Source organism: Rhizobiales bacterium NRL2 (assembly GCA_001664005.1).
Lineage (GTDB): Bacteria > Pseudomonadota > Alphaproteobacteria > Minwuiales > Minwuiaceae > Minwuia.
Map to the genome: position 1 here is coordinate 4224601 of CP016093.1, position 23878 is coordinate 4248478.

Sequence of the window (23878 nt, forward strand, 5' to 3'; positions counted from 1 at the left end):
CATGGGTGAATCCGAGGAGAGCGCCGACGCCTTCACCCTGAAGGTGACGGGCGACATCTCGACCGTCGCCGCCGAGGACTGGGACGCCTGTGCGGGCGGTGACAATCCCTTCGTCTGCCACGCCTTTCTGCTGGCGCTCGAGGAATCCGGCTGCGCCAGCGCCGAGGAGGGCTGGATGCCGCAGCACCTGCTGCTGGAGGATCCCGCGGGGCGGCTGGTCGGCGCGGCGCCCATGTACGTGAAGTCCCACAGTCAGGGCGAGTACGTCTTCGATCACGGCTGGGCCAACGCCTTCGAGCGCGCCGGCGGGCGCTATTACCCGAAGCTGCAGATCGCCGTGCCCTTCACGCCGGCCACGGGCCCGCGCCTGCTGGTCCGCGCGGGCGAGGATCATGCCCATGTCGTGCGCATGCTGCTGCAGGGGGCGGTGCGCGTGGCCGAGCAGTTCGACGTCTCCAGCCTGCACGTCACCTACCCCACCGAAGCCGAGGCGGAGATCGGCCGCGAGTTCGGCCTGCTCCACCGCACCGGCGAGCAGTTCCATTGGTTCAACGAGGGCTACGCGGATTTCGAAGCCTTCCTCGCCGCGCTTTCGTCACGCAAGCGCAAGGCCATCCGCAAGGAGCGCCGCGAGGCGCTCGCCAACGGCATCGAGGTCGAGGAAGTCACCGGCGACGCCCTGAGCGAGGATCACTGGGACGCGTTCTACGCGTTCTACATGGACACCGGCAGCCGCAAGTGGGGCCGGCCCTATCTCAACCGGCGCTTCTTCTCGCTGCTGGGCGAGCGGCTGGGCGACCGCGTCGTGCTGATGCTGGCGAAGCGCGAGGGCCGCTACATCGCAGGCGCCCTCAATCTCGCCGGGACCCGGGCGCTCTACGGCCGCTACTGGGGCTGCGTCGAGGACCACCGCTTCCTGCACTTCGAGCTCTGCTACTACCGCGCCATCGACTGGGCGATCCGCCACGGGCTCCAACGCGTCGAGGCGGGCGCGCAGGGGCCGCACAAGCTGGCCCGCGGCTACCTGCCGGTGACGACGCACTCGGTGCACTGGATCGCCGATCCCGGCTTCCGCCGCGCGGTCGCCGAGTATCTGGAGCACGAACGCCGCGAGGTGGAGCGGGAGATGGACTATCTCGGCGAGCTCTCGCCCTTCCGCAAGGACGGCCCCCACAAGCCGGACGAAGACGCGATCTGAGCGTCGAAACCTCCCGCGTCCCTATTCCCGCGGCTTGACGGTCAGCTTGACCTCGATTTCGCCGGCGTGCTCGAAGATCAGGGTGACGGGAATGCGGTCGCCGGCTTCCACCTTCTGGGTCAGGCCCATGATCATCAGGTGCAGCCCGCCGGGTTCGAGTTCCGCGCCGCCGAAGGGATTGATCTCGACCGCCTCCACGGGCCGCATGCGCATCACGCCGTCGACCTCCGAGTGGCCGTGCAGTTCCACCCGGTCGGCCTGCGCCGAGCGTGCGCCGACCAGCCGGTCAGGCGTCTCCTTCATCGAAATGATCTCGAAATAGCCCGCCATGACCTTCGCCATGCCGATCGGCGCGGGCGTCCATGGATCGGCGATGTGGATGCCGCCCTTCTCGTAGTCGTGGGCCAGGGCCGGACCGCAGAGCAGCAGGACAATGAAAAGCAGGAAGCGGCGCGGCATGTTCTCGAACTCCTCGAAGGCTGCAGGCGCTGCTTCACTAGCCCAGCCGGCGGACAGTGCGAAGGCGGCGCGGCGTCGCTCCCCCCGGCGCATGCGCTACGGCCGCGGCAATGGTAGGATTCCGCCGCCGCCAGGGAGAGCCGTTCATGAAGATCGCCGCAGGCCCCGTCATCGGACCGATCGAGGACTTCGGCGTCCCCGGCGCCTTCGAGGCGCTGGAAATGCGGCCGGGGGCCGACATCGCCCATCTGGCGCTGCGCTATCAGGGCTACAGCGAAACGGTCTCGAGCCTTTCCGTCGATCGGATGCCGGCGGCGCTGTTCTTCCCCGTCATCGTCAATTTCGGCTCCCGCTTCGTCATCCATCCGGCCGACGAGGACGCGGCTGCGCGGGCCCATGACAGCTTCGCCGCCGGCCTGATCGACCGCTTCACGACTGTCCGCTTCCAGGAGCGGGCTGCCTGCATGCAGGCCGACTTCTCCCCCTTCGGCGCGCGCGCCTTCTTCGGCCGCCCCCTGCACGAGCTGACCGGCCAGGTCGCGGCGCTGGAGGATGTGATCGGCCCATCGGCGCGGGAGCTGGAAGACCGCCTGCGCGCGGCGCGCGACTGGCCTGCGCGCTTCCGTCTGCTGGATGGCTTCGTCCGCGACAGGCTGGCCCACGCGGCGGCGCCCCGGGGCGAGGTCGTCCACGCCTGGCGGCTGATCTGTGGGAGCGCGGGCGGGGTCCGCATCGGCGACGTCGCCCGCGAGGTCGGCTGGAGCCGCCGCCACCTGATCCAGACCTTCCACGAAGCGGTCGGCCACCGGCCGAAGACCGTCGCCGGCATCCTGCGTTTCCAGCACGCGCTGCGTCTGGCGCATCGAAACGGCTTCGACTGGGCGGCCACCGCCTACGACGCCGGCTATGCCGATCAGGCGCATCTCGTGCGCAGCTTCGGCCGCTTCGCCGGCCTGAGTCCGACGGCCTATGTCAGGTCAAATTCGTTCAATATGCGCCAGCCCGAAGTCGGCATGCTCGACGGAACGCAACCGAACGGAGGACCGTCATGAGCGCCGATATCGAGCCGCCCCGCATCTACGCCACCCGCCGCTACCGCGACACGCGCAGCATGATCGACTGGCTGGAAAAGGCCTTCGGCTTCCAGCGTCACTTCATCGTCGACGGCGAGGATGGCGGCGTGGCCCACGCCCAGATCGCCTTCGGCTCCGCCATGATGATGATGGGCGATCACCGCGACGACGACTTCTCGAAGAAGGTGGGCGCGCCCGGCGGGGACTCGGGCGGCCAGTCCGTCTACATCGCCGTCGACGACGCGGATGCGCTGTACGAGCAGGCGAAGGCGGCCGGCGCCGCGATCGAGCGGGAAATCGCCGACACCCCCTATGGCAGCCGCGAGTTCGGCTGCCGGGACCCGGAGGGCCAGCTGTGGAACTTCGGCACCTACTGGCCCAGAGCCCACGAGGCGCCCGAAGACGCGTGACGCGGCGCCGAGCCATCTTGACATTTGCACCTCCCCGCCAAATAGTACGCTAACGTACTAAATTGGAACCTGGGGAGGTTCGCCATGCGCCGCGACCGGCAGCTCGAACTGATGCGCCGTCTGATGAAGTACCTCGACGAGGGCTCGACGGCGAAGAAGGAGCGGATGTTCCGCAATCCGATGTCGGCCTATGCCGACCCGGAACGCCACAAGCGCGAGCGCCAGGTCTTCTTCCGCGACCGCCCCGTGCTGCTGGGCCTCACCGGCCGCATCCCGAATCCCGGCGACTACGCCACCGACACGGTCGACGGCGTGCCGCTGATCCTGGTGCGCGACAGGCAGGGCGTCGCCCGCTGCTTCGTGAACGTCTGCCGCCACCGCGGCGCGCGCCTCGTCGAGGGCGAGGGCTGCGGGCTGAAGATGTTCTCCTGCCCCTATCACGCCTGGACCTACACCCTGGAAGGCCGGCTGAAGGGCATCCCGGACGCGCGCAGCTTCGACGAGGTGGACAAGGCCGAACAGGGTCTGATCGACATCCCCGTCCGCGAATCCCATGGCCTGATCTGGGCCGGGCCGATCAACCGCGACGCGCCGGTTTCCGACAGGGACCCACTGGGGCCGCTGGAGGGCGAGATCGAGGAATGGGGCTTCGAGAGCTACGTCTTCTACGACACCATCCGCATCGTCAGGCCGATGAACTGGAAGTTCGTGATGGATACCTTCATGGAGGGCTATCACATTTCGGCGCTGCACAAGAACACGATCGATCCGATCATCCACACCAACCTGTCGACCTTCGACGCCTATGACGACCACCACCGAATGGTGATCGCGCGCAAGACCTTCGACGAACTGCGCGGCAGGCCCGAAGAGCAGGTTGATCTGATCCCCTACGCCGGCTTCATCTACAGCCTGTTCCCGCAGGCCATGCTGATCATCCAGGGTGCGGCGAACGTGGAACTCTGGCGGGTCTCGCCGACGGGCGACAACCCGGGCGAGTGCCAGATCGAGATGACCTCCTACATCCCCGAGGCGCCGAAGTCGGAGAAGGCGGACAATTTCTGGCGCAAGAACTTCGACCTGGCGATCAAGACGGTCGAGTCGGAGGACTTCACCCTCGGCGCGACCATTCAGGAGAATGCCGCCGCGCGCCTTCAGAAGGAAGTCATCTACGGCAAGAACGAGCCGTCGCTGACCCACTACCACTCCGGCATCCGCCGCCACCTGGGTCTGGACAGCCTGCCCGGCATGGAGGACTGACAGGAAAATGCGTCACGAAGATCAGATCCAGATGGTCCGGCGTGTCATGCGGCACGTCGAGGAAGGCACGACGACCTACGCCGACAGAATGCACCGCAATCCGGTGTCGGCCTACACCTGCCCTGAGCGTTTCGAGCGCGAGCAGGAAACCGTGTTCCGCAAGTGGCCGCTGCTGATCGGCATGAGCAACCTGGTTGCGGAGCCCGGCGACTACGTCACCGAGGACATCGCCGGCATCCCTGCGATCATCGTGCGCGACCGCCAGGGAAAGGTCCGCGCCTTCAAGAACGTCTGCCGCCACCGCGGCGCGCGCCTGGTCGAGGGCGAGGGCTGCGGCCTGAAGATGTTCTCCTGCCCCTATCACGCTTGGACCTACACCCTGGAAGGCCGGCTGAAGGGCATCCCGGACGCCAAGAGCTTCGACGAAGTCGACAAGGCCGAACAGGGCCTGTTCGAGATGAACGCCATCGAGAAGTACGGCCTGATCTTCGTCCAGCCCGAGGGCGAACCGGTCGACATCGACGAGGCCCTGGGCGGCATGCAGAGGGACATGGAGGGCTACGGCTTCGAGAACTTCCACCCCTATCGCCACCTGACGATCCGGCGGAAGTTCAACTGGAAGCTCAGCCCCGAGACCTTCATGGAAGGCTACCATCTGCAGTACCTGCACAAGGACACCGTGGGGCCGATCTTCTTTTCCAACCTGATGCCGTTCGACGAGTTCGGCCGCAATTCCCGCCTGGTGGTGCCGCGGCGGCGGATCATGGAGCTGAGGGACCGGCCGGAGGACGACTGGAAGCTGATCCCGGAGACGGCGATCGTCTACACCTTCTTCCCGCACGTCACCTTCATCATGCAGGCCGGCCATGTGGAGATGTGGCGTTCCTACCCCGACGGCGCCCCTGACCGCGCCCGTGTCGAGGTTTCGGTCTACACGCCGCAGAAGGTCGAGACCGAGAAGGCGAAGGCCTTCTACGACAAGAACATCGATCTGGCGATCGCCACGGTCGACAAGGAGGACTTCCCGCTCAGCGAGGGTATCCAGGCGGGCCACATGGCGGCGATGCAGGATCACGTGACCTATGGCCGGAACGAGCCGGCGCTGATCCACTACTGCACCACGATGGAAGCGGCGACGGCCTGACTCGCCGCGGTCGACGGGCCGGGGCAGGGCCGGTTAGGCTTCGCGAATGGATAGCGAGAAGTTCCGCAAGCTGCTGGAAGAGCGCCGCCAGGCGCTGACCGAGCTGCGCGACATGTCGGCCGAGTCCCGGCGCGCCGTGGAACTCGACCAGAGCAAGGTCGGGCGTCTCAGCCGCATGGACGCGATGCAGCAGCAGGAAATGGCCAAGGCCTCCGAGCAGACCCGGATCCGCGAGATCCAGCGCATCGACGTGGCTCTCGAACGGATCGAGTCCGGCGACTACGGCTACTGCACGGAGTGCGACGAGGAGATCGCCGAAAAGCGCCTGCTCATCGATCCCGCCGCCGCCCGCTGTATCGACTGCGCGGAGCTGGCCTGACCGGTAGGCGCAAGAGATCCGGGGCGCCTTCGCCGCAAATCGTCGGTTTGACCGGATGCCCGCATGAAGCGGGCATGACACGCTGATCCGGCCTCAGCCGAATTTGCCGGACTTGTTGAAGCCGCGCGGCGGCAGGCGGCCGGCGGAGGCGCGCTTGCCGAGCCAGCCCATCAGGTCGTCCTCCCGCATCACCCGGCCCGAGGCCGTGATCCAGGTCAGCCCGTCGGCCTTCGCGAAGCACTTGATGTCGGCCAGGCCGCCGTCGCGGTAGCGCTGCAGCATCACGCCCTTGCCGCGGGTCAACTCGGGCAGTTCCTCCAGCGGGAAGACCAGCAGCTTCCGGTTCTCGCCGATCACCGCGACCATGTCGCCCTCGGCGGGAACGGGAACGGCGCATTTCGCCTCCTCGCCGGAACCGACGTTCAGCACCTGCTTGCCATTGCGGGTCGAGGCCAGCACCTCATCCTCGGCGAAGACGAAGCCGCGGCCGGCGTCGGAAGCGATCAGGCGCTTGCGGCCCGGCTTGTGGACGAACAGGTCGACGATGTCGTGCTCGTTGTCCATGTCGACCATCAGGCGGATCGGCTCGCCATGCCCGCGCCCGCCGGGCAGCCGGTCGCAGGGCAGGGTGAAAATGCGGCCGTTGGTGGCCACGACCAGCAGCCGGTCCGTGGTCTGCGCCTGAATGACGAAGCGGCTGCGGTCGCCTTCCTTGAACTTGAGCTCGCTGCCGGGATCGATATGGCCGCGCGCCGCGCGGATCCAGCCCTTCTCCGAGCAGATCACCGTGATCGGCTCCTTCTCGACCAGGATCTCTTCGGCCGCCTGCGCCAGTTCCTCCGACGGCGCTTCGGCGAAGCCGGTGCGGCGCAGCCCCAGATCCGGGCGCTCCGTCAGCCATTTCCGGAGTTCGCGGATCTGGCCGGCGATCGTCTTCCAGCGCCGCTTCTCGTCGGCCAGCAGCGCTTCCAGATCGGCCTGCTCGGCGGTCAGCGCCTCGTGTTCCTTGCGGAGTTCCAGTTCCTCCAGCTTGCGGAGCTGACGCAGACGCATGTCCAGAATCGCCTGGGCCTGGCGCTCGGTCAGTTCGAAGCGGCTGATGAGGACCTCTTTCGGCCGGTCCTCGGTGCGGATGATGCGGATCACCTCGTCCAGGTTGAGGAAGGCGACGAGATAGCCGCCCAGCACCTCGAGACGGTCGGCGATCTTCGCCAGCCGGTGCCGCGTGCGGCGCTCCAGCACCACGTGGCGGTGGTCGAGGAAGGCGACGAGCGCCTCCTTCAGCGACATCACCCGGGGCGTGCGCGTGGCGTCGAGGACGTTCATGTTGAGGCCGAAGCGGACCTCCAGATCGGTCTGGCGGAACAGTTGCTCCATCAGCGCGTCCGCGTCGACGGTGCGCGCGCGGGGCTCCAGCACCAGCCGCACGTCGTCGGCCGATTCGTCGCGCACGTCCGCCAGCGCCGGCAGCTTCCGGTCGTTGATCAGGCCGGCGATCTTCTCCACCAGCTTGCCCTTCTGGACCTGGTAGGGCAGTTCGTGAACCACGATCTGGTAGCCGCCGCGGCCGGTTTCCTCCTTCTCCCAGCGCGCCCGGAGCCTCAGGCTCCCGCGGCCGGTCTCGTAGGCGTCGACGATCCTTGCCCGGTCCTCGGTCAGGATGCCGCCGGTGGGAAAGTCCGGCCCCGGCACGTGCTCCATCAGTTCGGCGACGCTGGCCGAGGGCTTGCGGATCAGCAGCTCCAGCGCCTCGCAGAGCTCGGTCGCGTTGTGGGGCGGGATGTTGGTGGCCATGCCTACGGCAATGCCGGAGGCGCCGTTGGCCAGCAGGTTCGGGAAGGCCGACGGCAGGACGATCGGCTCGGATTCCTCGCCGTCATAGGTGGGCTGGAAGTCGACGGCGTCCTCGTCGATGCCCTCCAGCAGCCGCTCCGCGATCTCCGTCAGCCGCGCCTCGGTGTAGCGCATGGCCGCGGCATTGTCGCCGTCGACATTGCCGAAGTTCCCCTGCCCCTCCACCAGCGGATAGCGCACCGCGAAGTCCTGCGCCAGGCGGACCAGCGCGTCGTAGATCGCCGAATCGCCATGCGGGTGGAACTTGCCCATCACGTCGCCGACGATGCGCGCGCACTTCTTGAACCCGGCGTCCGGGTCGAGGCGCAGCAGCCGCATCGCATAGAGCAGCCGCCGGTGCACCGGTTTCAGCCCGTCGCGCACGTCGGGCAGCGAACGGGAGACGATGGTGGAGAGTGCGTAGGCCAGATAGCGCTCGCTCAGCGCTTCGCCGAGGGGGACGGGCTGGATGTTCTCGCGTTCGGGAGGGGTCTGTTCAGTCATGGGTTCAAATCACCAGATGTTGTGGTCTCACGCAACAGGATCTCCACAAATCGTCCTCTGACAGCCGGCATCCCCTTGCTTTCATGGCTGAAGACATGCCGCTCCAGGAAGTGGCCGGTGAGCTGCGCGGCGTCGGCGAGATCCGTCCGGGGATGATTCGCGATCGGGCGGCCCCTTTCGCCCACCAGAAAGCGCGGCAGGGGCAACAGCTTCTCCCGCCAGGGCGCGCCGGCCTCCAGCGAGACGGCGCGGCCCGACTTCGGCGAGACGTAGCCCAGGTTCTCCCGCCGCCCGTCGCCGGCGCACTTCTCCAGGTCGAGTCCGAAACCGAGTTCGGCCAGAAATCCCAGTTCCCAGGCGAAATACGCCTCCGCCCAGTCGTCCGTCGCGGCGGCCAGCGCATCGAAGAGCACGGCGGTGGCGTTGTAGAGCGCCGGATGGGCTTCCCGCTCCATCAGGCCCTGATCGAGCAGGGCGCAGGCGCTGGAGAGCGCCGCCAGCCGCGCCGCATCGTCCATGATGAAACCGGCCCGGGACATCGCGGGCTCCACATGGACCGTGCCCAGATGATCGGCGATGCGGGCGCGCCAGCTCGCCCGGACCTCGTTGCCCGGCATGACGACGCCACGCAGGCGCTTCGAGCCCGCGCCGCGCAGCAGGCCCGCGTGCCGCCCCCGCTCCCGGGTCAGAAGGGAGACGATGGCCGACGTCTCGCCGTGCCGGCGGGTCGAGAGCACGATGGCCTGATCGGTCCATTCCAAGGCTTCAGACCACCTCGATCCGGGCGCTGGCGCTGCTGCGTGCGTTGTAGTCTGAAATCCAGATCACCTCGATCAGGCCGGAGTCCACCGCCTTCAGGTGAAAGCTGAGATAGGGGTTGGCCGAGACCGAGCTGAACCAGTCGGCGCTGAAGACCTCGACGCCGTTGTAGAAGGCCGTGACCGCCTGGAGGATGTGGCGCGGATGCACGATCAGGTTGCCGGCGTCGAAACGCACGCCCGGCTCCATCGGATGCCGCGCCAGGGTGCGCACCAGAAAGACCTCGCCGCGGCGGACGCGCTCGGGCACGTGGATGCGCCGGTCCGTCCCCGCCATCAGCCGCAGGCCCCGGCCAGCACTTCGACGCGCTTGCGCACCAGCCCGGCGCGGCCGTCGGCCATCTCGGCGACGATGACGACCTCGGAGCTCTGGCGCATGCGCATGCGCATCTCGGTCCGCGCGCTGCCGTTCCACGGCCCGTAGCGGTAGCGCGCGACCTCGGGAAAGGGATTGTCGATGACGAAGATGTGGACCACCGCCGGGTAGTCCGAGCCCTCCATGGCGCAGTTCACGTCGAAGACGAGCGGCACCGATTCGCCGTTCTCGGCGATGCCGCCCAGGTCCAGTTCGATCAGGTCCGGCGCCGGCTCGCGGCCGCGCAGCACGCGGGCGACCATGCGCTCGGCATAGTCGGGATCGGGCGGCGTCGGGAAGGTCTGGCGAAAGCGGGCCAGCCGGTTGCGCACGCTCTCGGCCAGCGCCGCCGGGGCGGTCCCGAGCGTCAACAGCCCGACCGCCCAGCCCAGCAGGCGCCGCCGGCTCGTGCCGGCATCTCTGCTCTCACCGGGCTTCATCGGCGGGTGCGTCCTCCGTCAGGGTGAGCAGATAGGCTATCACGTCCTCGATCTCCCTCGCGCTCAATATGGGTTGACCCGCCCGGTCGCGGCGGACGCCGTGCAACCCCTCGACCCGGTGGAAGGGCGGCATCACCGTCGCCCGGTTGACCCGGGTCGAATCCACCAGACGGAGACGCAGTTCGCCGGCCGAGAAGACGGCGCCGACACCATGCAGCGGCGGGCCGATGGTGCCGTGGAACGGCTCCTCGGGAATGGGCGCGGCGTGACAGGCCAGGCAGTTGCCGCGGCGGCCGGCGACCACCGCCCGGCCCCGCTCCGCGTCGCCCGCCAGGCCGCAGAGCGGCCGCTCGATCACGCCGCCCTCGCTGACCTCATAGGGCGCGACGGGATCGCCGCAGGCGGCGGCGGGCCGAGGCGCGAAGGCGATCACGAAAAGCGGCGCGAGCACGATCGGGACGCAAGCGAAACGATGAAGGTTTGACAGAATGACGTAGCGTCCCCCACTATTTCTTCCATTGGGGATTGATTAACGGGTCGAAACAAGCTGCCGTCAAGGCGAGTCCCGCGACAATCACCTGCCAACAACAGAGAAGCAGGCGCCGGAAAAAACAAGGGCGCTCAACGGGAGGTAACATGACCACGCTCAAGATCAACGGGGCGACCAAATCGGTCGATGTCCCCGCGGATACCCCCTTGCTGTGGGTGATCCGGGAACATCTGCGTATGACGGGCACGAAATTCGGTTGCGGCAAGGGGCTCTGCGGCGCCTGCACCGTCCATATCGACGGCGTCGCGACGCGGAGCTGCGTCACGCCGGTCGAGGCCGCCGAGGGCGTGGAGATCACGACCATCGAGGGTCTGGACCCGAACGGCCAGCACCCCGTCCAGAAGGCCTGGATCGCCGAACAGGCGCCGCAATGCGGCTACTGCCAGTCGGGCCAGATCATGACGGCCGCCGCCTTCCTCGCCGAGAACAGGAATCCCAGCGAGGACGACATCGTCAATGCCATGACCGGCAATCTGTGCCGCTGCATGGCCTACACGCGTATCAAGAAGGCCGTGGCGCGCGCCGCGGCCGATATGGCGTGAGGGAGGCGACAATGACCAAACAGGAAAAGATCGCCCTTTCGCGCCGCGGCTTTCTCGTGGGCTCGATGGCCGTCGGCACGCTGACCATGGGTTACGCCCTGCTGGGCGGCCCGCTGGGTATCCGCGAGGCCATGGCGCAGGGAACCTTCGCGCCGAACGTCTGGTTCGACATGGACAGCCACGGCAAGGTCACCGTCAACATCACCAAGGCCGAGATGGGCCAGCATGTGGGCACTCCGCTGGCGCAGGCGCTGGCGGAGGAACTGGACGTGCCGTGGGAGAACGTCTCGATCCGCTATGTCTCGACCGCGCCGCAATACGGCCTGTTCGTCACCGGCGGCTCGTGGTCGGTCAACTGGACCTTCGACCAGATGTCGCGCGCCGGCGCCGCCGGCCGCATCGCCCTGGTCGAGGCGGCGGCGAAGATGTTCGGCGTCCCGGCCTCGGAGCTTTCCACCGAGGACGGCATGGTCGTGCATTCGGGCTCGGGCCGGAAGATCAGCTATGGCGCGCTGGTCGGCCAGGGCGTCGAGCCGCGCGAGTTCTCCGAGGAGGAACTCAAGGCCATCCAGCTCAAGGACCCGACGACCTGGCGCTATGTGAACCAGTCGGTCCCCGCGCTGGACATCCCAGCCAAGACCAACGGCTCGGCACAGTTCGGCCTCGACGTCTTCGTCGACGGCATGGTCTACGGCACGCCCAAGGTGCCGCCGGTGCGCTACGGCGCCAAGGTGACCTCGGTCGACGAGAGCGCGGCGAAGAAGGTCGCCGGCTATCAGGGCCATGTGGTGATCGAGGATCCCACCATGACGACCACCGGCTGGGTCGTGGCGCTGGCGGATTCCTATCCGCAGGCGATCAAGGCCCGGGACGCGCTCAAGGTTTCCTATGACGAGGGCCCGACAGCGAAGGTTTCCTCGGCGGACATCCTGAAGGAAGCCGAGGAACTGCAGAAGTCCGGCAAGGGCGCGCAGCTTTTCGTCATGGACGGCGACTCGGCGGCGGCCATCAAGGGCGCCAAGACCACCCACGAAGCGACCTACACGACGCAGCTCAACATCCATGCGCCGCTGGAGCCGCTCAATGCGGTGGTCGAGGTCAAGGACGGCGTCTACCACATCCACACCGGCAACCAGTTCCAGACCCTGGCGCTGGGTCTGGTGCCGGCGGCGCTGCAGATCGAGCCGACGCAGGTGGTCGTGCATCAGTACCTTCTGGGCGGCGGCTTCGGACGCCGGCTGGAATCCGACTACATCGTGGTGGCGGCGCTGACCGCGAAGTCCGCGGGCAAGCCGGTCAAGCTGATCTACAGCCGCGAGGCCGACAACCTGATGGACTTCACCCGCACCATCACCCACCAGGTGCTGCGCGGCGGGGCCAGCGACGGCAGGATGGTCGGCATGGAGCAGCAGGTCGTCTCGGCCTGGGCCACCGCCCGTCAGGCGCCGGCCTTCCTGGCCGATTCCGCCGACAAGTCGGGCAAGGTCGACCCGTTCTCCATCAACGGCTCCGACCACTGGTACACCATCCCCAACCAGACGGTCCGGACCATCAAGTCGGAACTGGCCCAGGCGGCGACGCCGGCCGGCCAGCTCCGTTCGGTGGCGCCGGGCTGGACGTTCTGGGCGGTGGAGTGCTTCCTGGACGAGATGGCCCACAAGGCCGGCATCGACCCGCTGAAGTTCAAGCTCGCCATGCTCGACGCCACCGGCAAGAACGCCGGCGCGGCGCCCATGTCGGTGGGCGGCGCGAAGCGGCTGGCGAACGTCCTGCAGATGGCGGCCGACAAGGCCGGCTATGGCGGCAGCATGCCGTCCGGCACCGGCGTCGGCCTGGCGGCGGTCTCCGCCCAGGAACGCGCCACGCCCACCTGGACGGCCTGCGCCGCACAGGTGGCGGTCGACAAGTCCACGGGCGAGTTCGACATCCAGAAGCTCACCCTGGTCATCGACGTCGGCACCGCCGTCAACCCGGACGGCGTCAGGGCCCAGGTGGAAGGCGGCGCTCTCTGGGGCGTCTCGCTGGCCACCAAGGAACTGGCCACCATGGAGAACGGCGCCCTGCAGCAGGACAACTTCGACACCTACACCCCGCTGCGCATGGAGGACATGCCGGAGCTGGACGTCACGGTGCTGTCCACCGGCCACTACCCGGTCGGCGCGGGCGAACCGGGCGTGACGGTCACGGCCCCGGCGATCGCCAACGCGATCTTCGCAGCCTCCGGGGCGCGGGTGCGCGACCTGCCGATCACGCCGGAGAAGGTGAAGGCCGCGCTCGGCTGACGCTTCTCCAAGGGCAACGGAAACGGGAGCGGCGCCGGAGCGATCCGGCGCCGTTTCTGTTTTGCCCGATGATCGGATGCCGCGCGCTACCCCACCATGCGCCCGGAATCGGGCCAGTATTTCGCGCGGATGGCCTTCTTGTCGGGCTTGCCGATGGGCGTGACCGGGATCTCGTCGACGAAATCGACCGACTTCGGCGCCTGCACCGCGCCCTTGTGATCCTTGACCAGCTGCATCAGCGCCTGCGGATCGGGCCTGACGCCCGCCTTCGGCACGATCAGCGCCTTAACCGCCTCGCCCCATTTCTCGTCGGGCACGCCGATGACGGCCGCCATGGCGACGTCCGGGTGGGAGGTCAGCACGTCCTCGATCTCGCGCGGGAAGACGTTGAAGCCGCCGGAGACGATCATGTCCTTCTTGCGGTCGACGATATAGAGATAGCCCTGCTCGTCGGCACGGGCGATGTCGCCGGTGTGCAGCCAGCCGCCGGCGAAGGTCTCGGCGGTCTGCTCGGGGCGGTTCCAGTACTCGTCCATCACCTGCCCGGAACGGACGCAGATCTCGCCCGGCTCGCCCTCGGCCACCTCGTTCAGGTCTTCATCCAGCAGGCGGACCTGCACGTTGGGACAAGGAAAGCCGCAGGAGGCGAACAGATCGGGCCGCTTCCTGTCGTGATCGGCCTTGCGCAGCACCGAGATGGGATAGCCCTCTGTCTGGCCGTAGAGCTGGCCGAAGACCGGACCGATGCGCTCCAGCCCCTCCATCAGCCGCGTCGGCGACATGGGGGAAGCGCCATAGAGCAGGTATTCGAGGCTGGAGAGGTCCGTCTTCTCCAGCCTCGGGTGGTCGAGCAGCAGGTAGATCATGGTCGGCACCAGCAGGCTCGTGGTGATCCGCTCGCGCTCGATGGTCGCCAGAACCTCCTCCGGGTCGAAACCCTTCATGAAGGTGACCTTGCCGCCCAGGTGCAGCACCGCCGGCAGCTTGGTGCCGCCCACATGGCTGATCGGCGCGACGGCCAGATAGTTGGTCCAGGCGGGGAATTCGAAGCTGGCGAGGATCGAGGTCGCCATGGCGACGAAGCTGGGATGGGTGCGCAACCCGCCCTTCGGCTTGCCGGTCGTGCCACCGGTATAGCTGATCCAGACCGGGTCGTCGGTATGGGCCTCGATCACCGGGTTGACCGCGCCTGCGGCCTCTGCCCCGGCGCGCAGATCGAAGCCATAGTCCGCCGGCCCCAGCGTGAAGGTCTGCTTCAGCCGGCCGACGCCACCGGTCAGCTCCCGGCCCCGGTCCATGTAGTTCTCGCTGTCGACGAAGAGATAGTCGATCTCCGCGTCTTCCAGCGTGAAGCGGTGGTCCTCGAGGGAGCCCAGCGTGTGCAGCGGAGTCATGCAGACGCCCAGCGCCTGCGCGGCGATGCCGGCCAGATAGGCCTCGGCGCGGTTGGCGTTGAGCAGGGAAATGCGCTCGCGCCGCTTCACGCCGTGCTGCTTGAAGACCGCCTGATAGCGGGCGACCAGATCCAGCGCCTGGGCATAGGTGCAGCGCCCGCCATAGCCGTCGAAGGCGACCCGGTCGCCGAAGCGCCGGAAATCGCGCATCACCATCTCCGACGACGTCATGCCCGTATGAAGACCGTCGCTCATGCTCGTCTTCCTCCCCTGTGCCGTTTCGCGCATTGTTCCTCCGATGACGGCCGCTCGGCAATGACGCAGATGAGGCGACGGAGACCGCCGGCCTGCGCTACAATCGGCCGTCCGCAGCGGGGGGAGATGAGTGATGAAGATCCGGAACGTGACGGCGCGCGCGGTCCTCGTGCCCATGAACCGGCCGCTGGTGACCGGCGGCGGCTCGGTCGAGAAGACGGCCTTCGTGCTGGTCGACCTGGAGACGGACAGCGAGATCACGGGCCGGGCCTATGTCTTCGCGGTCAGCCCGGTGCTGGCGAAGGCCCTGGCCGAACTTGTCGAGGGCATCGGCGCGACGCTCCAGGGGGAGGCCGTTGCGCCGCGGCCCCTGCACGAGCGCATGTCGAAGTCCATGCGCCTGGCCGGCATGGAGGGCTTCATCGGCTGGGCCGTGGCCGGCATCGACATGGCCGTCTGGGACGCCTTCGCCAGGAACGCCGGCCTGCCGCTCTGGCGCCTGCTGGGCGGCGAGCGCCGCCAGATCGACGCCTACAACTCGAACGGGCTCGGCCTGATCGGGCCGGACGCGGCGGCCAACGAGGCCGCGGAACTGGCCGTGGGCTATGGCGCGGTGAAGGTGCGGCTTGGCTATGGCGACATCGACACCGACGTGGAGGTGGTCGAGGCCGTAATGGAAGCCGTGCCCGCCGACATGCCGGTGATGTGCGACTACAACCAGTCGCTGACCCGCGCCGACGCCAAGGCGCGCATCGCCGCGATCGACGATCTCGGCCTCGCCTGGATCGAGGAGCCCATCGCCCATGACGACGTCGAGGGTTACGCCTCGATCTGCGGCTATGCCGAGACCGCCATCCAGCTGGGCGAGAATGCCCGCAGCCCCGCCGAGGTCGGCCGGCTGATCGCGGCGGAGGCCGCCGACCTGCTGATGCCCGACGTCGCCAAGATCGGCGGCATCACCAACTGGCTGAACGCCGCCGAGCAGTGCCACGCGGCCGGCATCCGCCTCTCGACCCATCTCTTCCCGGAAGTCAGCGTGCACATGATGGCGGCCAGCCCCGCCGCGCACTGGCTGGAATATGTCGACTGGGCCAATCCGTTTCTGGCCGAGCCGCTGCGGGTCGTGGCCGGCAAGGCGACGCCGCCCGAGACGCCCGGCCTCGGCATCGACTGGAACGAGGACACGGTCGAGGGTTTCCTGATCTGAATCGCGCCATCACCGTTTCCCAGCGTCACCCCCGCCCCCCGAACGGGGGCAGGGGCAGGCTTGTGCGGGGGTCCGGTCGGGACAGTAGTGCAAGCTCGGGAGCAGCCATCGGCTCTTCCCGGATGCCCGCACGAGGCGGGCATGACATCGCCGGGGCGCCCGCCCATGCGTTCTAAGCCCCCTGCCGCATCACCACGCGCTGGCGGCGGCGGCCCCAGTCGCCGGGCGGGCCGTCGAAGCGGCCTGGCAACTGCGTGCCGCAGTTCACGCAGGCGCCGCGGTGATCCAGCCGCCAGTCGGAGAGCCGGTGCCAGTCGCGGCCGATCACCTTCGTCCCGCAGCCGTGGCAGTAGGTCGACTGCGCCGCCTCGTCATGGATGTTGCCGACATAGACATGGCGGACGCCGTTCTTCAGGGCGATGCGCCGGGCGCGGTGGAGCGAACCGGGCGGGGTCCGCTCCTTGTCCATCATGCGGAAGTCCGGGTGGAAGGCGGTGAAGTGCATGGGCACGTCGGGGCCCAGGGCCGCCACGACCCATTGCGTCATCTCCTCGATCTCGGCCTCCGAGTCGTTCTCGTCCGGGATCAGCAGCGTGGTGATCTCGACCCAGACGTCCGTCTCGTTGACCAGATAGGCCAGCGTCTCCTTGACCGGCGCCAGCTCGGATCCCGTCACCTTGCGGTAGAAGTTCTCGGTGAACGCCTTCAGGTCAACGTTCGCCGCATCCATGTGGCGGTAGAACTCCTCGCGCGGCTCGGCGCAGATATAACCCGCCGTGACCGCGACGTTCTTCACGCCCGCCTCGCGGCAGGCGATGGCCGTGTCGACGGCGTATTCCAGGAAGATCACCGGGTCGTTGTAGGTATAGGCCATGGAGCGGCAGCCCAGCCGCTTCGCCGTGTCGGCCAGCATCTGCGGCGGCGCGGCGTCCGCCAGCGTGTCCATCTCCCGGCTCTTCGACATGTCGTGGTTCTGGCAGAACTTGCAGGTCAGGTTGCAGCCAGCAGTGCCGAAGCTCAGCACCGATGTGCCGGGGTGGAAATGGTTGAGCGGCTTCTTCTCGATCGGGTCGATGCAGAACCCTGACGAGCGGCCATAGGAGGTGAGCACCATCTGCGCGCCTTCGCGCTTGCGGATGAAGCACAGGCCGCGCTGGCCGTCCTGGAGCCGGCAATAGCGCGGGCAGACCTCGCAGCGGACGCGTCCGTCCGGCTGCATGGAATAGTATCGGCCCGGCACGGTGCCTACATGATCGAGCATTGTTTCATCGTGGCGGTTCAGGCCCTGTGGCACAATGGACTCAAGAACGCGACTTCTCGCGACAGGCGGATCGCCGCGATTGCGGCGAACGAGGTGGGTGCTATCCTTCATATTCAATCGCCATGGGAGAAATTGTGATGGCCGAACGTAAGCCGACCGCGGCGAGTGCGCCCAAGCGGCCACGGCTGGAGGAATTGCTTCGCAAGGCGCGTGGGACTGTGCTTACGGAGGAAGACCTGCGGGAGCAGCAGGCGAGCTTCGTCTTCGGGAACGCGCCGGAGGGCTCGAAGATCACGAAGGACTCGGCACGAGAGTCGGTGGGGCGCATTCTACTCCGTGACCCCAAGCCTGTGAGCTGATCTCCGGGCCAATGTTCATTCTTCGCCAAGAGGATGAAGATCTTTTCGATCGCGTAGAGCAGCAGAATCTGATCCGCCAGTATGGCCTGCTGTCCAACTGCATCGAGATCGGACTGCAGAAGGGGCCGGTGGCGTTCGACAAGCACCTCTTGTGGGCGCTCAACCACGTGGCGGTCGCCAATATCTCGCAATTCGGCGGTCGCTTCCGGCGGGAACCGATCTATGTCGGCGACCACAAGCCGCCACATTTCAATGAAGTCGACGAGCAGATGGACCGGTTCATCTCCAATGTGCAGGAGAACTGGTATGTCTGGGAGCCGACGGAGTTGGCGGCCTACGGCCTCTGGCGCATGAACTGGATTCACCCGTTCATCGAAGGCAACGGACGAACGGCACGGGCGGTCTGCTACTATCTGCTCTGCACGCGATCGGGCATGATGCTGCCGGGACGGAAGATTGTGCCGGAACGGATTCGTGAGACGCGAAATGAATATGAAGCAGCGCTGAAGGCAGCGGATCGCGCTTGGGACGACGGCGAACTGAACTTCTCGCAAATGGAAGAATATCTCGCTGCGCTGCTTGAGGCCCAACTTGATGACGATGGCCTGCCCTATCAGGGATCATCGTCGGTTTGACGAAGGGAATGCGGTGAAGAGCATCCGACCCGCTGCGGTGGCCGGCGCCTTCTATCCCGGCGGCCGCGAAGCCCTGATGCAGAGCGTCGACGGCCTGCTGGCCGAGGCGGAGAGCCGCATGGCCGGGCCGGTGCCGGTTCCGAAGGCGATCATCGCGCCGCACGCCGGGCATGTCTTTTCCGGCGCCGTGGCCGCCAGCGCCTATGCCCGCGTCGCCCAGGAACCGAAGCGGTTCAGCCGCGTCATCCTGCTGGGCCCCGCCCACCGCGTGGCCTTCCGCGGCTTCGCCCTGCCGTCGGTCGACGCCTTCGACACGCCGCTGGGGCCGGTGAAGCTCGACCGTGAGATCCTCGACCGGCTGGCCGCGCGTCCCGACGCCGAAATCCGCGACGACGCCCATGCGCAGGAACACAGCCTGGAGGTCCACCTGCCCTTCCTGCAGCGTGTCCTGGGCGATTTCACGCTGGTCCCCGTCGTCGTCGGCGACGCCCGCCCCGAGCAGGTCGCGGACCTCCTGGAGAGCGTCTGGGGCGGCGACGAGACCCTGATCGTCATCTCCACCGACCTCTCGCATTTCCACGATTACGACACCGCCCGGCGGATCGACGGCGAGACCGCGCGCAAGATCGGCCTCATGAAGGCCGGCAGCTTCGGGTCGGAGCAGGCCTGCGGCAGCCGTCCCGTCAACGGCCTTCTGCTGCTGGCCACGCGGCTGGGCCTGCGGATCACCGAACTCGACGTGCGCAATTCCGGCGACACCGCCGGCAGCAGGGACCGTGTGGTCGGCTACGGCGCCTGGGCGCTCACACCTTCCGACGGCTCCGGCTTTGCCGACAGCCACCGGGACCTCATGGTCACCACAGCGGCGCGGGCGCTGGGCGTGCGGCTGGCCCGCAACAAGCGGCCCGCGGTGAACCTGGAGACCTTCCCGCACGAACTCCGCACCATGGGCGCGAGCTTCGTGACGCTGAACCTGAAGAAGCGGCTGCGCGGCTGCATCGGCTCGCTCAGGGCGCACCGCCCGTTGGCCGAGGACATCGCCTGGAACGCCGTCTCCGCCGGCTTCGAGGATCCGCGCTTCGAGCCGTTGACGGTGGCCGAGTTCCGCGACAGCGAGATCGAGATCTCGGTGCTCTCGGCGCCCGCGCCGATGGACTTCCGCGACGAGGCCGACCTGGCGGCGCAGCTTCGCCCCGGCATCGACGGCCTGATCCTGCAGGACGGTGAGCGCCGCGGCACCTTCCTGCCCAAGGTCTGGGAAAGCCTCGACACACCCGGGAGCTTCCTCGCCGGACTGAAGGTCAAGGCCGGTCTGCCGCGCAATCACTGGTCGGCCGACGTGAAGGTCTGGCGCTACACCACCGAGACTTTCGGCGGTCCGGTGCCCCGGAGCCTGTTCACAAAGGCCGCGTAGCGGACCTGACTGTTCCCCGCTGGCCACCCCCCGCCTTCGTGCGGGGGTCCGGAGCGGCTTCGCCGCGATTCGATGGTTTGCCGGATGCCCGCACAGGGCGGGCATGACACACCAGAATGGGTGAATCGACAGTCGCTATTGCGGCCAGTGGCAGACCGCCTGCAGCTTGTTGCCGTCCGGGTCGCGGACATAGGCCGCGTAGTATTTCGGGTGATAGTTCAGCCGCAGTCCGGGCGCGCCCTCGTCGGTTCCGCCATGGGCCAGGGCGGCCTTGTGAAAGGCGTCCACCGTGGCGCGGTCCTTCGCCAGGAAGGCCGCGTGCCAGCCGTTCCCCCGGTGCATCTCCTGCCCGTCGTAAGGCCGGGTGACGACGAACTCCGGCTGAAAGGTTTCGGATGTGGACTCCGAAAGCTGCATCACGCCGTAGCCGACGGCCTCGCCCGCTTCCTCGAAATTGCGCGGGATGCCGAGAACGGCCATGACGGCATCGTAGAACTTGCTGGCGCGCTCGAGGTCACTGGTACCGACAGTGATGTGGCTGAACATCATCTACCTCCGTCGGGTGGGAACGATCCGGACCAGCATCGCCGAAACGGTCCAGGCGATCCAGAAACCGAAACTGGCGCTGACGGTGTTGAGCATCAGGTCGAATCCGGCGGGCGCACGGTTGGGGCTGTAGAGCTGCAGCATCTCGCAGAGCGCGGCGAATCCGATGGCCAGCAGCCAGATGGCGGGCGCACTCGAGCGCCCCCGCGCCAGGCTGAAGGCGAAACCCACGCCCAGGAACATCAGCACGTGTCCCGCCTTGGCGATGGAGAACATGTTGGCCGAGACGGCGGCCTGCCTCTCCTGCTCCGTCGCCGTTTCGCTGGCGACCAGGTCGACGGCGCCCGCGGTCACGTCGCGGGCCGGCGCCGTGGCCTCCCCCGGCAGCACGCTCAGGGTCATGGCCGTCACGCCCACCAGCCAGCAGAAGCCGATCAGCCACCGCCGCTGCCGCACGCGCAGGCCGGCCCAGACCGTCACCGCCAGCGCCAGCAGCGCCCAGCCGCCGGTCAGGAAGGCGGCGGCGGGCCGGAACCCGGGCGCTTCCGCCAAGGGTGTCGCGGTGACCGAACGCACCTCGAGCCGGCCGGCGGCCTTCAGCAGTTCCAGGCGAAGCTGCAGGCTGGCGGCGCCGGGGCTGGCGGCGAAGATCTCCTCGAAGGCGCCCTTCGGCGTATCGCCCCGCAGCAGCGCCACGACGTGGGGCAGATCCCAGCGGCCCCGGCCTTCCGCGTCCCGCTTGACGAAAACGACCCGGCCGCGCTGCCAGGGCCGCGGACCGGCGGCGATACCGATCGCCTCGGCCAGGGCGCGGATGCGGACGAAGGGCGTCGCCGGGTCCAGCGGCACGTCGATATCCAGCCGCTCGACGCCCTCGCGGTCGGGGTTGTCCAGCACGACGCCGCCCGGCGGCAGCAGCTCGACCGCCGGCCCGGTCGCCTGGTAGCGGTCGAGGGCGAAGAAATTGAGCCCGGTCAGTGCCGTCAGCAGCAGCGCCGCGCCGATCAGCAGGACGGCCCAGCCCTGGCCTGACTCAGGACCGGAAGAGTGCGTCATAGGCGGCCAGCAGACGCGGGACCTCGTGATCCCAGCTCAGTTCCTCCTCCACCCGGCGGCGGCCGAAGGCGCCCATGCGCGCGCGCTTCTCCGGATCGGCGAGCAGTTCCAGGATCTTCTCCGCCATGTCTTCCGGGTCGTTGCGCTTCGCGTAGAGCGACGCCTCCTGCGCCGAGAAGCGGCCCTCGGTCAGGTCGAACTGCACGATCGGCTTCCCCAGCGCCATGTATTCCACGATCTTGTTCATGGTCGACTTGTCGTTCATTTCGTTGAACGTGTCCGGGTTCACGCAGACATCGGCCGTGTTCAGCATCTCCAGCAGCGTCCGGTCAGGCGCGCGCCCGGTGAAGGTGACATGGTCCGCGACCTCCAGCTCGGCTGCCATGCGCTTCAGGTCATCCAGTTCCGGCCCGCCGCCGACGAGGCCGAAATGCACGTCGGTCCGGCCCTTCTCGTGGACGATGTGGCGGACCGCCTGCAGCAGCAGGTCCAGTCCCTCCTGCGCGCCCATGACGCCGACATAGCCCACCAGGTAGTCCCGCCCCTGCTTCAGTTCCGGCACGGGGGGAATGATCTTCAGCCGCTCCAGGCTGGGGCCCGAGCGGACGACGAAGACCTTTTCGGGGTCCATCTTCCCCCGCTCGATGGCGATCCGCCTGTAGCTCTCGTTGGTGGCGATGGAGACGTCGGCGGTGCGGAAGGTCCAGCGCTCCCAGGCCAGCATCACGCGGTAGAAGAAATCGCGCCGGCCGAACTTCGCCTCGTAGAGTTCCGGGTTGATGTCATGGTGGTCGAACAGGAATTTCTTCCGGAACAGCAGCTTGAAGAAACCGCCGACGAGGAAGATGTTGTCGGGCGGGTTGCAGGCGTGGATGGCGTCGAAACCGCGGGTCAGGAACACCCGCCAGGCCAGCACGAACTCCCAGAACAGCGCCGCCGAGTATTCCAGCGCGTAGCCCGCCGCGCCCTTGGCGTCGAGCGGCAGGTCGTGGCGAAGGATGTGGATGCCGTCGATGACCTCGCGCTTCTTCTCGTAGCCCTTGCCCGTCGGGCAGATGATCGTGACCTCGTAGCCATGTTCGTGCAGCGTCGTCGCTTCCTGCCAGACGCGCCGGTCGAACGGGCTCGGCAGGTTCTCGACGATGAACAGGACGCGGCGCGGCTTGTCCTCTCTCACGGAGCTACCACGCCACGCCGTCATAGCGGCCGGGCTCGCTCTTCGCGTTCATGACGCGGACGAAGTCGACCAGCACCTGGCCGTCCTTCATCCGGTCCGGCACCTGGCGGAAGGCGGGATCGCCATTGCCGATCACGAGCACCTCGGCGTGATCGATCACCTCCTCGACCGAATCCACCATCAGGTTCGAGATGTGCGGGATCGCCTTCATGATATAGTCGCGGTTGGCGCCGGTCAGCCGGGCCAGCGAGACGTTGCGGTCGTAGAGCTTCAGATCCATGCCCTTGCCCAGCAGCCGCTCGATCACCTCCACCAGCGGGCTTTCGCGCAGGTCGTCGGTATTGGCCTTGAAGCTGAAGCCGAGCACGCCGACCTTCCGCTTGCCCTTCGACAGCACCATGTCGACGCCGGCCTCCACCTGCCAGCGGTTGGACGGCAGCACCGCGTTCAGCATGTGCACCGGCAGGTCGAGCTCGCGGGCCTTGTAGGTGATGGCGCGCAGATCCTTCGGCAGGCAGGAGCCGCCGAAGGCGAAGCCGGGCTTCAGGTAGTAGGGCGAGATATTGAGCTTGGTGTCCTGGCAGAAGATGTCCATGACCCTGTGACTGTCGATGCCGAGACGCTTGGAAATCGCGCCGATCTCGTTGCCGAAGGTCACCTTGACCGCGTGCCAGGCGTTGTCGGCGTACTTCACCATCTCGGCGACCTCGATCTCGGTGCGGATCAGCGGCGCGTCCAGATGGGCGTAGAGTCCGGCCAGGGCCGCACCGGCGCGTTCGTCGCTTTCCCCGATCACGGTCTTGGGCGGCTCGCGGAAGTCGCGCACGGCCGAGCCCTCGCGCAGGAATTCGGGATTGTTGCAGAGGCCGAAGCCTTCGCCTGCCTTCTTGCCCGAAGCCCGCTCCAGCGCGGGCTGCACCGTTTCCCGGATGGTGCCGGGCAGCATGGTCGAGCGGATGACGACGATGTGGAAGTCGTCCTTGTCCTTCAGGCAGGCGCCGATTTCCTCGCAGACCCGGACGAGGTACTGCAGATCCAGGTTGCCGTTCGCCTGACTGGGCGTGCCGACGCAGACCATCGACAGCTCGGTGTGGCGTACCGCCTCGGCCGGATCGGTCACGGCGCGCAGCCGCCCGGCCCTCACGCCCTCCTCGATCAGCTCGGCCAGGCCCGGTTCGACGATCGGCGAACGGGCGTCGTTGATCAGCCCCACCTTGGTCTCGTTGGGATCGACGCCGATCACGTGGTGGCCGTCCGCGGCGAAGCACGCCGCCGACACATTGCCGACATAACCCATGCCGAAGACGCTCAGGCGCATGGCCTTTCC

General features: G+C 67.6%; 24 protein-coding genes. 12 read left to right on the plus strand and 12 right to left on the minus strand.

Translation table 11 applies throughout. From position 1 onward, the window contains the following. The first annotated feature begins 1 nt into the window (after window position 1). Window positions 2–1198, plus strand: coding sequence for a hypothetical protein (locus TEF_19770; protein ID ANK82783.1), 1197 nt, complete (start codon window positions 2–4; stop codon window positions 1196–1198). A gap of 21 nt (window positions 1199–1219) precedes the next feature. Here TEF_19770 and TEF_19775 read toward each other — a convergent pair whose 3' ends face one another. Further along, entirely contained in the window at window positions 1220–1657 is a 438-nt protein-coding gene (locus TEF_19775) for a hypothetical protein (protein ANK83623.1), read from the minus strand. 146 nt (window positions 1658–1803) lie between these two features. Here TEF_19775 and TEF_19780 point away from each other — a divergent pair, with 146 nt between their 5' ends. The 5 genes from TEF_19780 (at window position 1804) to TEF_19800 (ending at window position 5923) form a co-directional block, all read left to right on the plus strand. Next, a complete protein-coding gene (locus TEF_19780) occupies window positions 1804–2709 on the plus strand; it encodes a hypothetical protein (protein ANK82784.1) in 906 nt (301 codons plus the stop codon). Continuing rightward, window positions 2706–3140 (plus strand): glyoxalase, encoded by a 435-nt coding sequence (locus TEF_19785; GenBank protein ID ANK82785.1) that lies wholly within the window; start codon window positions 2706–2708, stop codon window positions 3138–3140. Before TEF_19780 ends, TEF_19785 begins: the two co-directional genes overlap by 4 nt. Before the next feature lie 84 nt (window positions 3141–3224). After that, window positions 3225–4400: a hypothetical protein gene (locus tag TEF_19790; GenBank protein ID ANK82786.1), complete on the plus strand. Its 1176-nt coding sequence runs from the start codon at window positions 3225–3227 to the stop codon at window positions 4398–4400. A gap of 7 nt (window positions 4401–4407) precedes the next feature. After that, window positions 4408–5544, plus strand: coding sequence for a hypothetical protein (locus TEF_19795; protein ANK82787.1), 1137 nt, complete (start codon window positions 4408–4410; stop codon window positions 5542–5544). A gap of 46 nt (window positions 5545–5590) precedes the next feature. Beyond that, window positions 5591–5923, plus strand: coding sequence for a hypothetical protein (locus tag TEF_19800; protein ID ANK82788.1), 333 nt, complete (start codon window positions 5591–5593; stop codon window positions 5921–5923). A gap of 93 nt (window positions 5924–6016) precedes the next feature. Here the strand turns inward: TEF_19800 and TEF_19805 are convergent, their stop codons facing one another. Genes TEF_19805 through TEF_19825 form a run of 5 tightly spaced genes read right to left on the minus strand, consistent with a single transcriptional unit; the run spans window position 6017 to window position 10327 of the window. Next, a complete protein-coding gene (locus TEF_19805) occupies window positions 6017–8260 on the minus strand; it encodes a DNA topoisomerase IV subunit A (GenBank protein ID ANK82789.1) in 2244 nt (747 codons plus the stop codon). After that, entirely contained in the window at window positions 8257–9021 is a 765-nt protein-coding gene (locus tag TEF_19810; protein ID ANK82790.1) for a DNA repair protein RecO, read from the minus strand. Before TEF_19810 ends, TEF_19805 begins: the two co-directional genes overlap by 4 nt. Window positions 9022–9025: 4 nt before the next feature. Continuing rightward, a complete protein-coding gene (locus TEF_19815; protein ANK82791.1) occupies window positions 9026–9355 on the minus strand; it encodes a hypothetical protein in 330 nt (109 codons plus the stop codon). Continuing rightward, window positions 9355–9873: a hypothetical protein gene (locus TEF_19820; GenBank protein ID ANK82792.1), complete on the minus strand. Its 519-nt coding sequence runs from the start codon at window positions 9871–9873 to the stop codon at window positions 9355–9357. The genes TEF_19815 and TEF_19820 overlap by 1 nt, the downstream gene beginning before the upstream one ends. After that, window positions 9860–10327, minus strand: coding sequence for a sulfur oxidation c-type cytochrome SoxX (locus TEF_19825; protein ANK82793.1), 468 nt, complete (start codon window positions 10325–10327; stop codon window positions 9860–9862). The genes TEF_19820 and TEF_19825 overlap by 14 nt, the downstream gene beginning before the upstream one ends. Window positions 10328–10509: 182 nt before the next feature. On the opposite strand from TEF_19825, the gene TEF_19830 reads away from it, so the two are divergent. Further along, window positions 10510–10965 carry a (2Fe-2S)-binding protein gene (locus TEF_19830; protein ANK82794.1) on the plus strand — a complete coding sequence of 152 codons (456 nt, stop codon included), beginning with the start codon at window positions 10510–10512 and terminating at the stop codon, window positions 10963–10965. Between the two features lie 11 nt (window positions 10966–10976). Continuing rightward, on the plus strand, window positions 10977–13247 hold the full coding sequence (locus TEF_19835) for an aldehyde dehydrogenase (GenBank protein ANK82795.1): 2271 nt from the start codon (window positions 10977–10979) through the stop codon (window positions 13245–13247). An 86-nt stretch (window positions 13248–13333) separates the two neighbouring features. On the opposite strand, the gene TEF_19840 is transcribed toward TEF_19835, so the two are convergent. Beyond that, window positions 13334–14896 carry an acyl-CoA synthetase gene (locus tag TEF_19840; GenBank protein ID ANK82796.1) on the minus strand — a complete coding sequence of 521 codons (1563 nt, stop codon included), beginning with the start codon at window positions 14894–14896 and terminating at the stop codon, window positions 13334–13336. A 133-nt stretch (window positions 14897–15029) separates the two neighbouring features. Between TEF_19840 and TEF_19845 the strand changes: the two genes are divergently transcribed. Beyond that, window positions 15030–16103 carry a hypothetical protein gene (locus TEF_19845; protein ANK82797.1) on the plus strand — a complete coding sequence of 358 codons (1074 nt, stop codon included), beginning with the start codon at window positions 15030–15032 and terminating at the stop codon, window positions 16101–16103. 172 nt (window positions 16104–16275) lie between these two features. On the opposite strand, the gene TEF_19850 is transcribed toward TEF_19845, so the two are convergent. Then, on the minus strand, window positions 16276–17364 hold the full coding sequence (locus tag TEF_19850; protein ANK82798.1) for an AmmeMemoRadiSam system radical SAM enzyme: 1089 nt from the start codon (window positions 17362–17364) through the stop codon (window positions 16276–16278). Window positions 17365–17486: 122 nt separating this feature from the next. Here TEF_19850 and TEF_19855 point away from each other — a divergent pair, with 122 nt between their 5' ends. The 3 genes from TEF_19855 to TEF_19865 are packed head-to-tail and all read left to right on the plus strand — an operon-like array spanning window position 17487 to window position 19772. Next, window positions 17487–17723, plus strand: a complete 237-nt coding sequence (locus TEF_19855) for a hypothetical protein (protein ID ANK82799.1) — start codon at window positions 17487–17489, stop codon at window positions 17721–17723. Between the two features lie 11 nt (window positions 17724–17734). Continuing rightward, window positions 17735–18358 (plus strand): cell filamentation protein Fic, encoded by a 624-nt coding sequence (locus TEF_19860; protein ID ANK82800.1) that lies wholly within the window; start codon window positions 17735–17737, stop codon window positions 18356–18358. Beyond that, window positions 18324–19772: a hypothetical protein gene (locus TEF_19865; GenBank protein ANK82801.1), complete on the plus strand. Its 1449-nt coding sequence runs from the start codon at window positions 18324–18326 to the stop codon at window positions 19770–19772. Before TEF_19860 ends, TEF_19865 begins: the two co-directional genes overlap by 35 nt. A gap of 135 nt (window positions 19773–19907) precedes the next feature. Here the strand turns inward: TEF_19865 and TEF_19870 are convergent, their stop codons facing one another. The 4 genes from TEF_19870 to TEF_19885 are packed head-to-tail and all read right to left on the minus strand — an operon-like array spanning window position 19908 to window position 23869. Further along, complete coding sequence (locus TEF_19870; GenBank protein ID ANK83624.1) at window positions 19908–20318, minus strand: lactoylglutathione lyase; 411 nt, start codon at window positions 20316–20318, stop codon at window positions 19908–19910. Window positions 20319–20321: 3 nt separating this feature from the next. Then, on the minus strand, window positions 20322–21374 hold the full coding sequence (locus TEF_19875; protein ANK82802.1) for a hypothetical protein: 1053 nt from the start codon (window positions 21372–21374) through the stop codon (window positions 20322–20324). Then, on the minus strand, window positions 21352–22575 hold the full coding sequence (locus TEF_19880; protein ANK82803.1) for a glycosyltransferase WbuB: 1224 nt from the start codon (window positions 22573–22575) through the stop codon (window positions 21352–21354). Before TEF_19880 ends, TEF_19875 begins: the two co-directional genes overlap by 23 nt. Continuing rightward, window positions 22556–23869 (minus strand): GDP-mannose dehydrogenase, encoded by a 1314-nt coding sequence (locus TEF_19885; GenBank protein ID ANK82804.1) that lies wholly within the window; start codon window positions 23867–23869, stop codon window positions 22556–22558. Before TEF_19885 ends, TEF_19880 begins: the two co-directional genes overlap by 20 nt. Window positions 23870–23878: the final 9 nt, after the last annotated feature.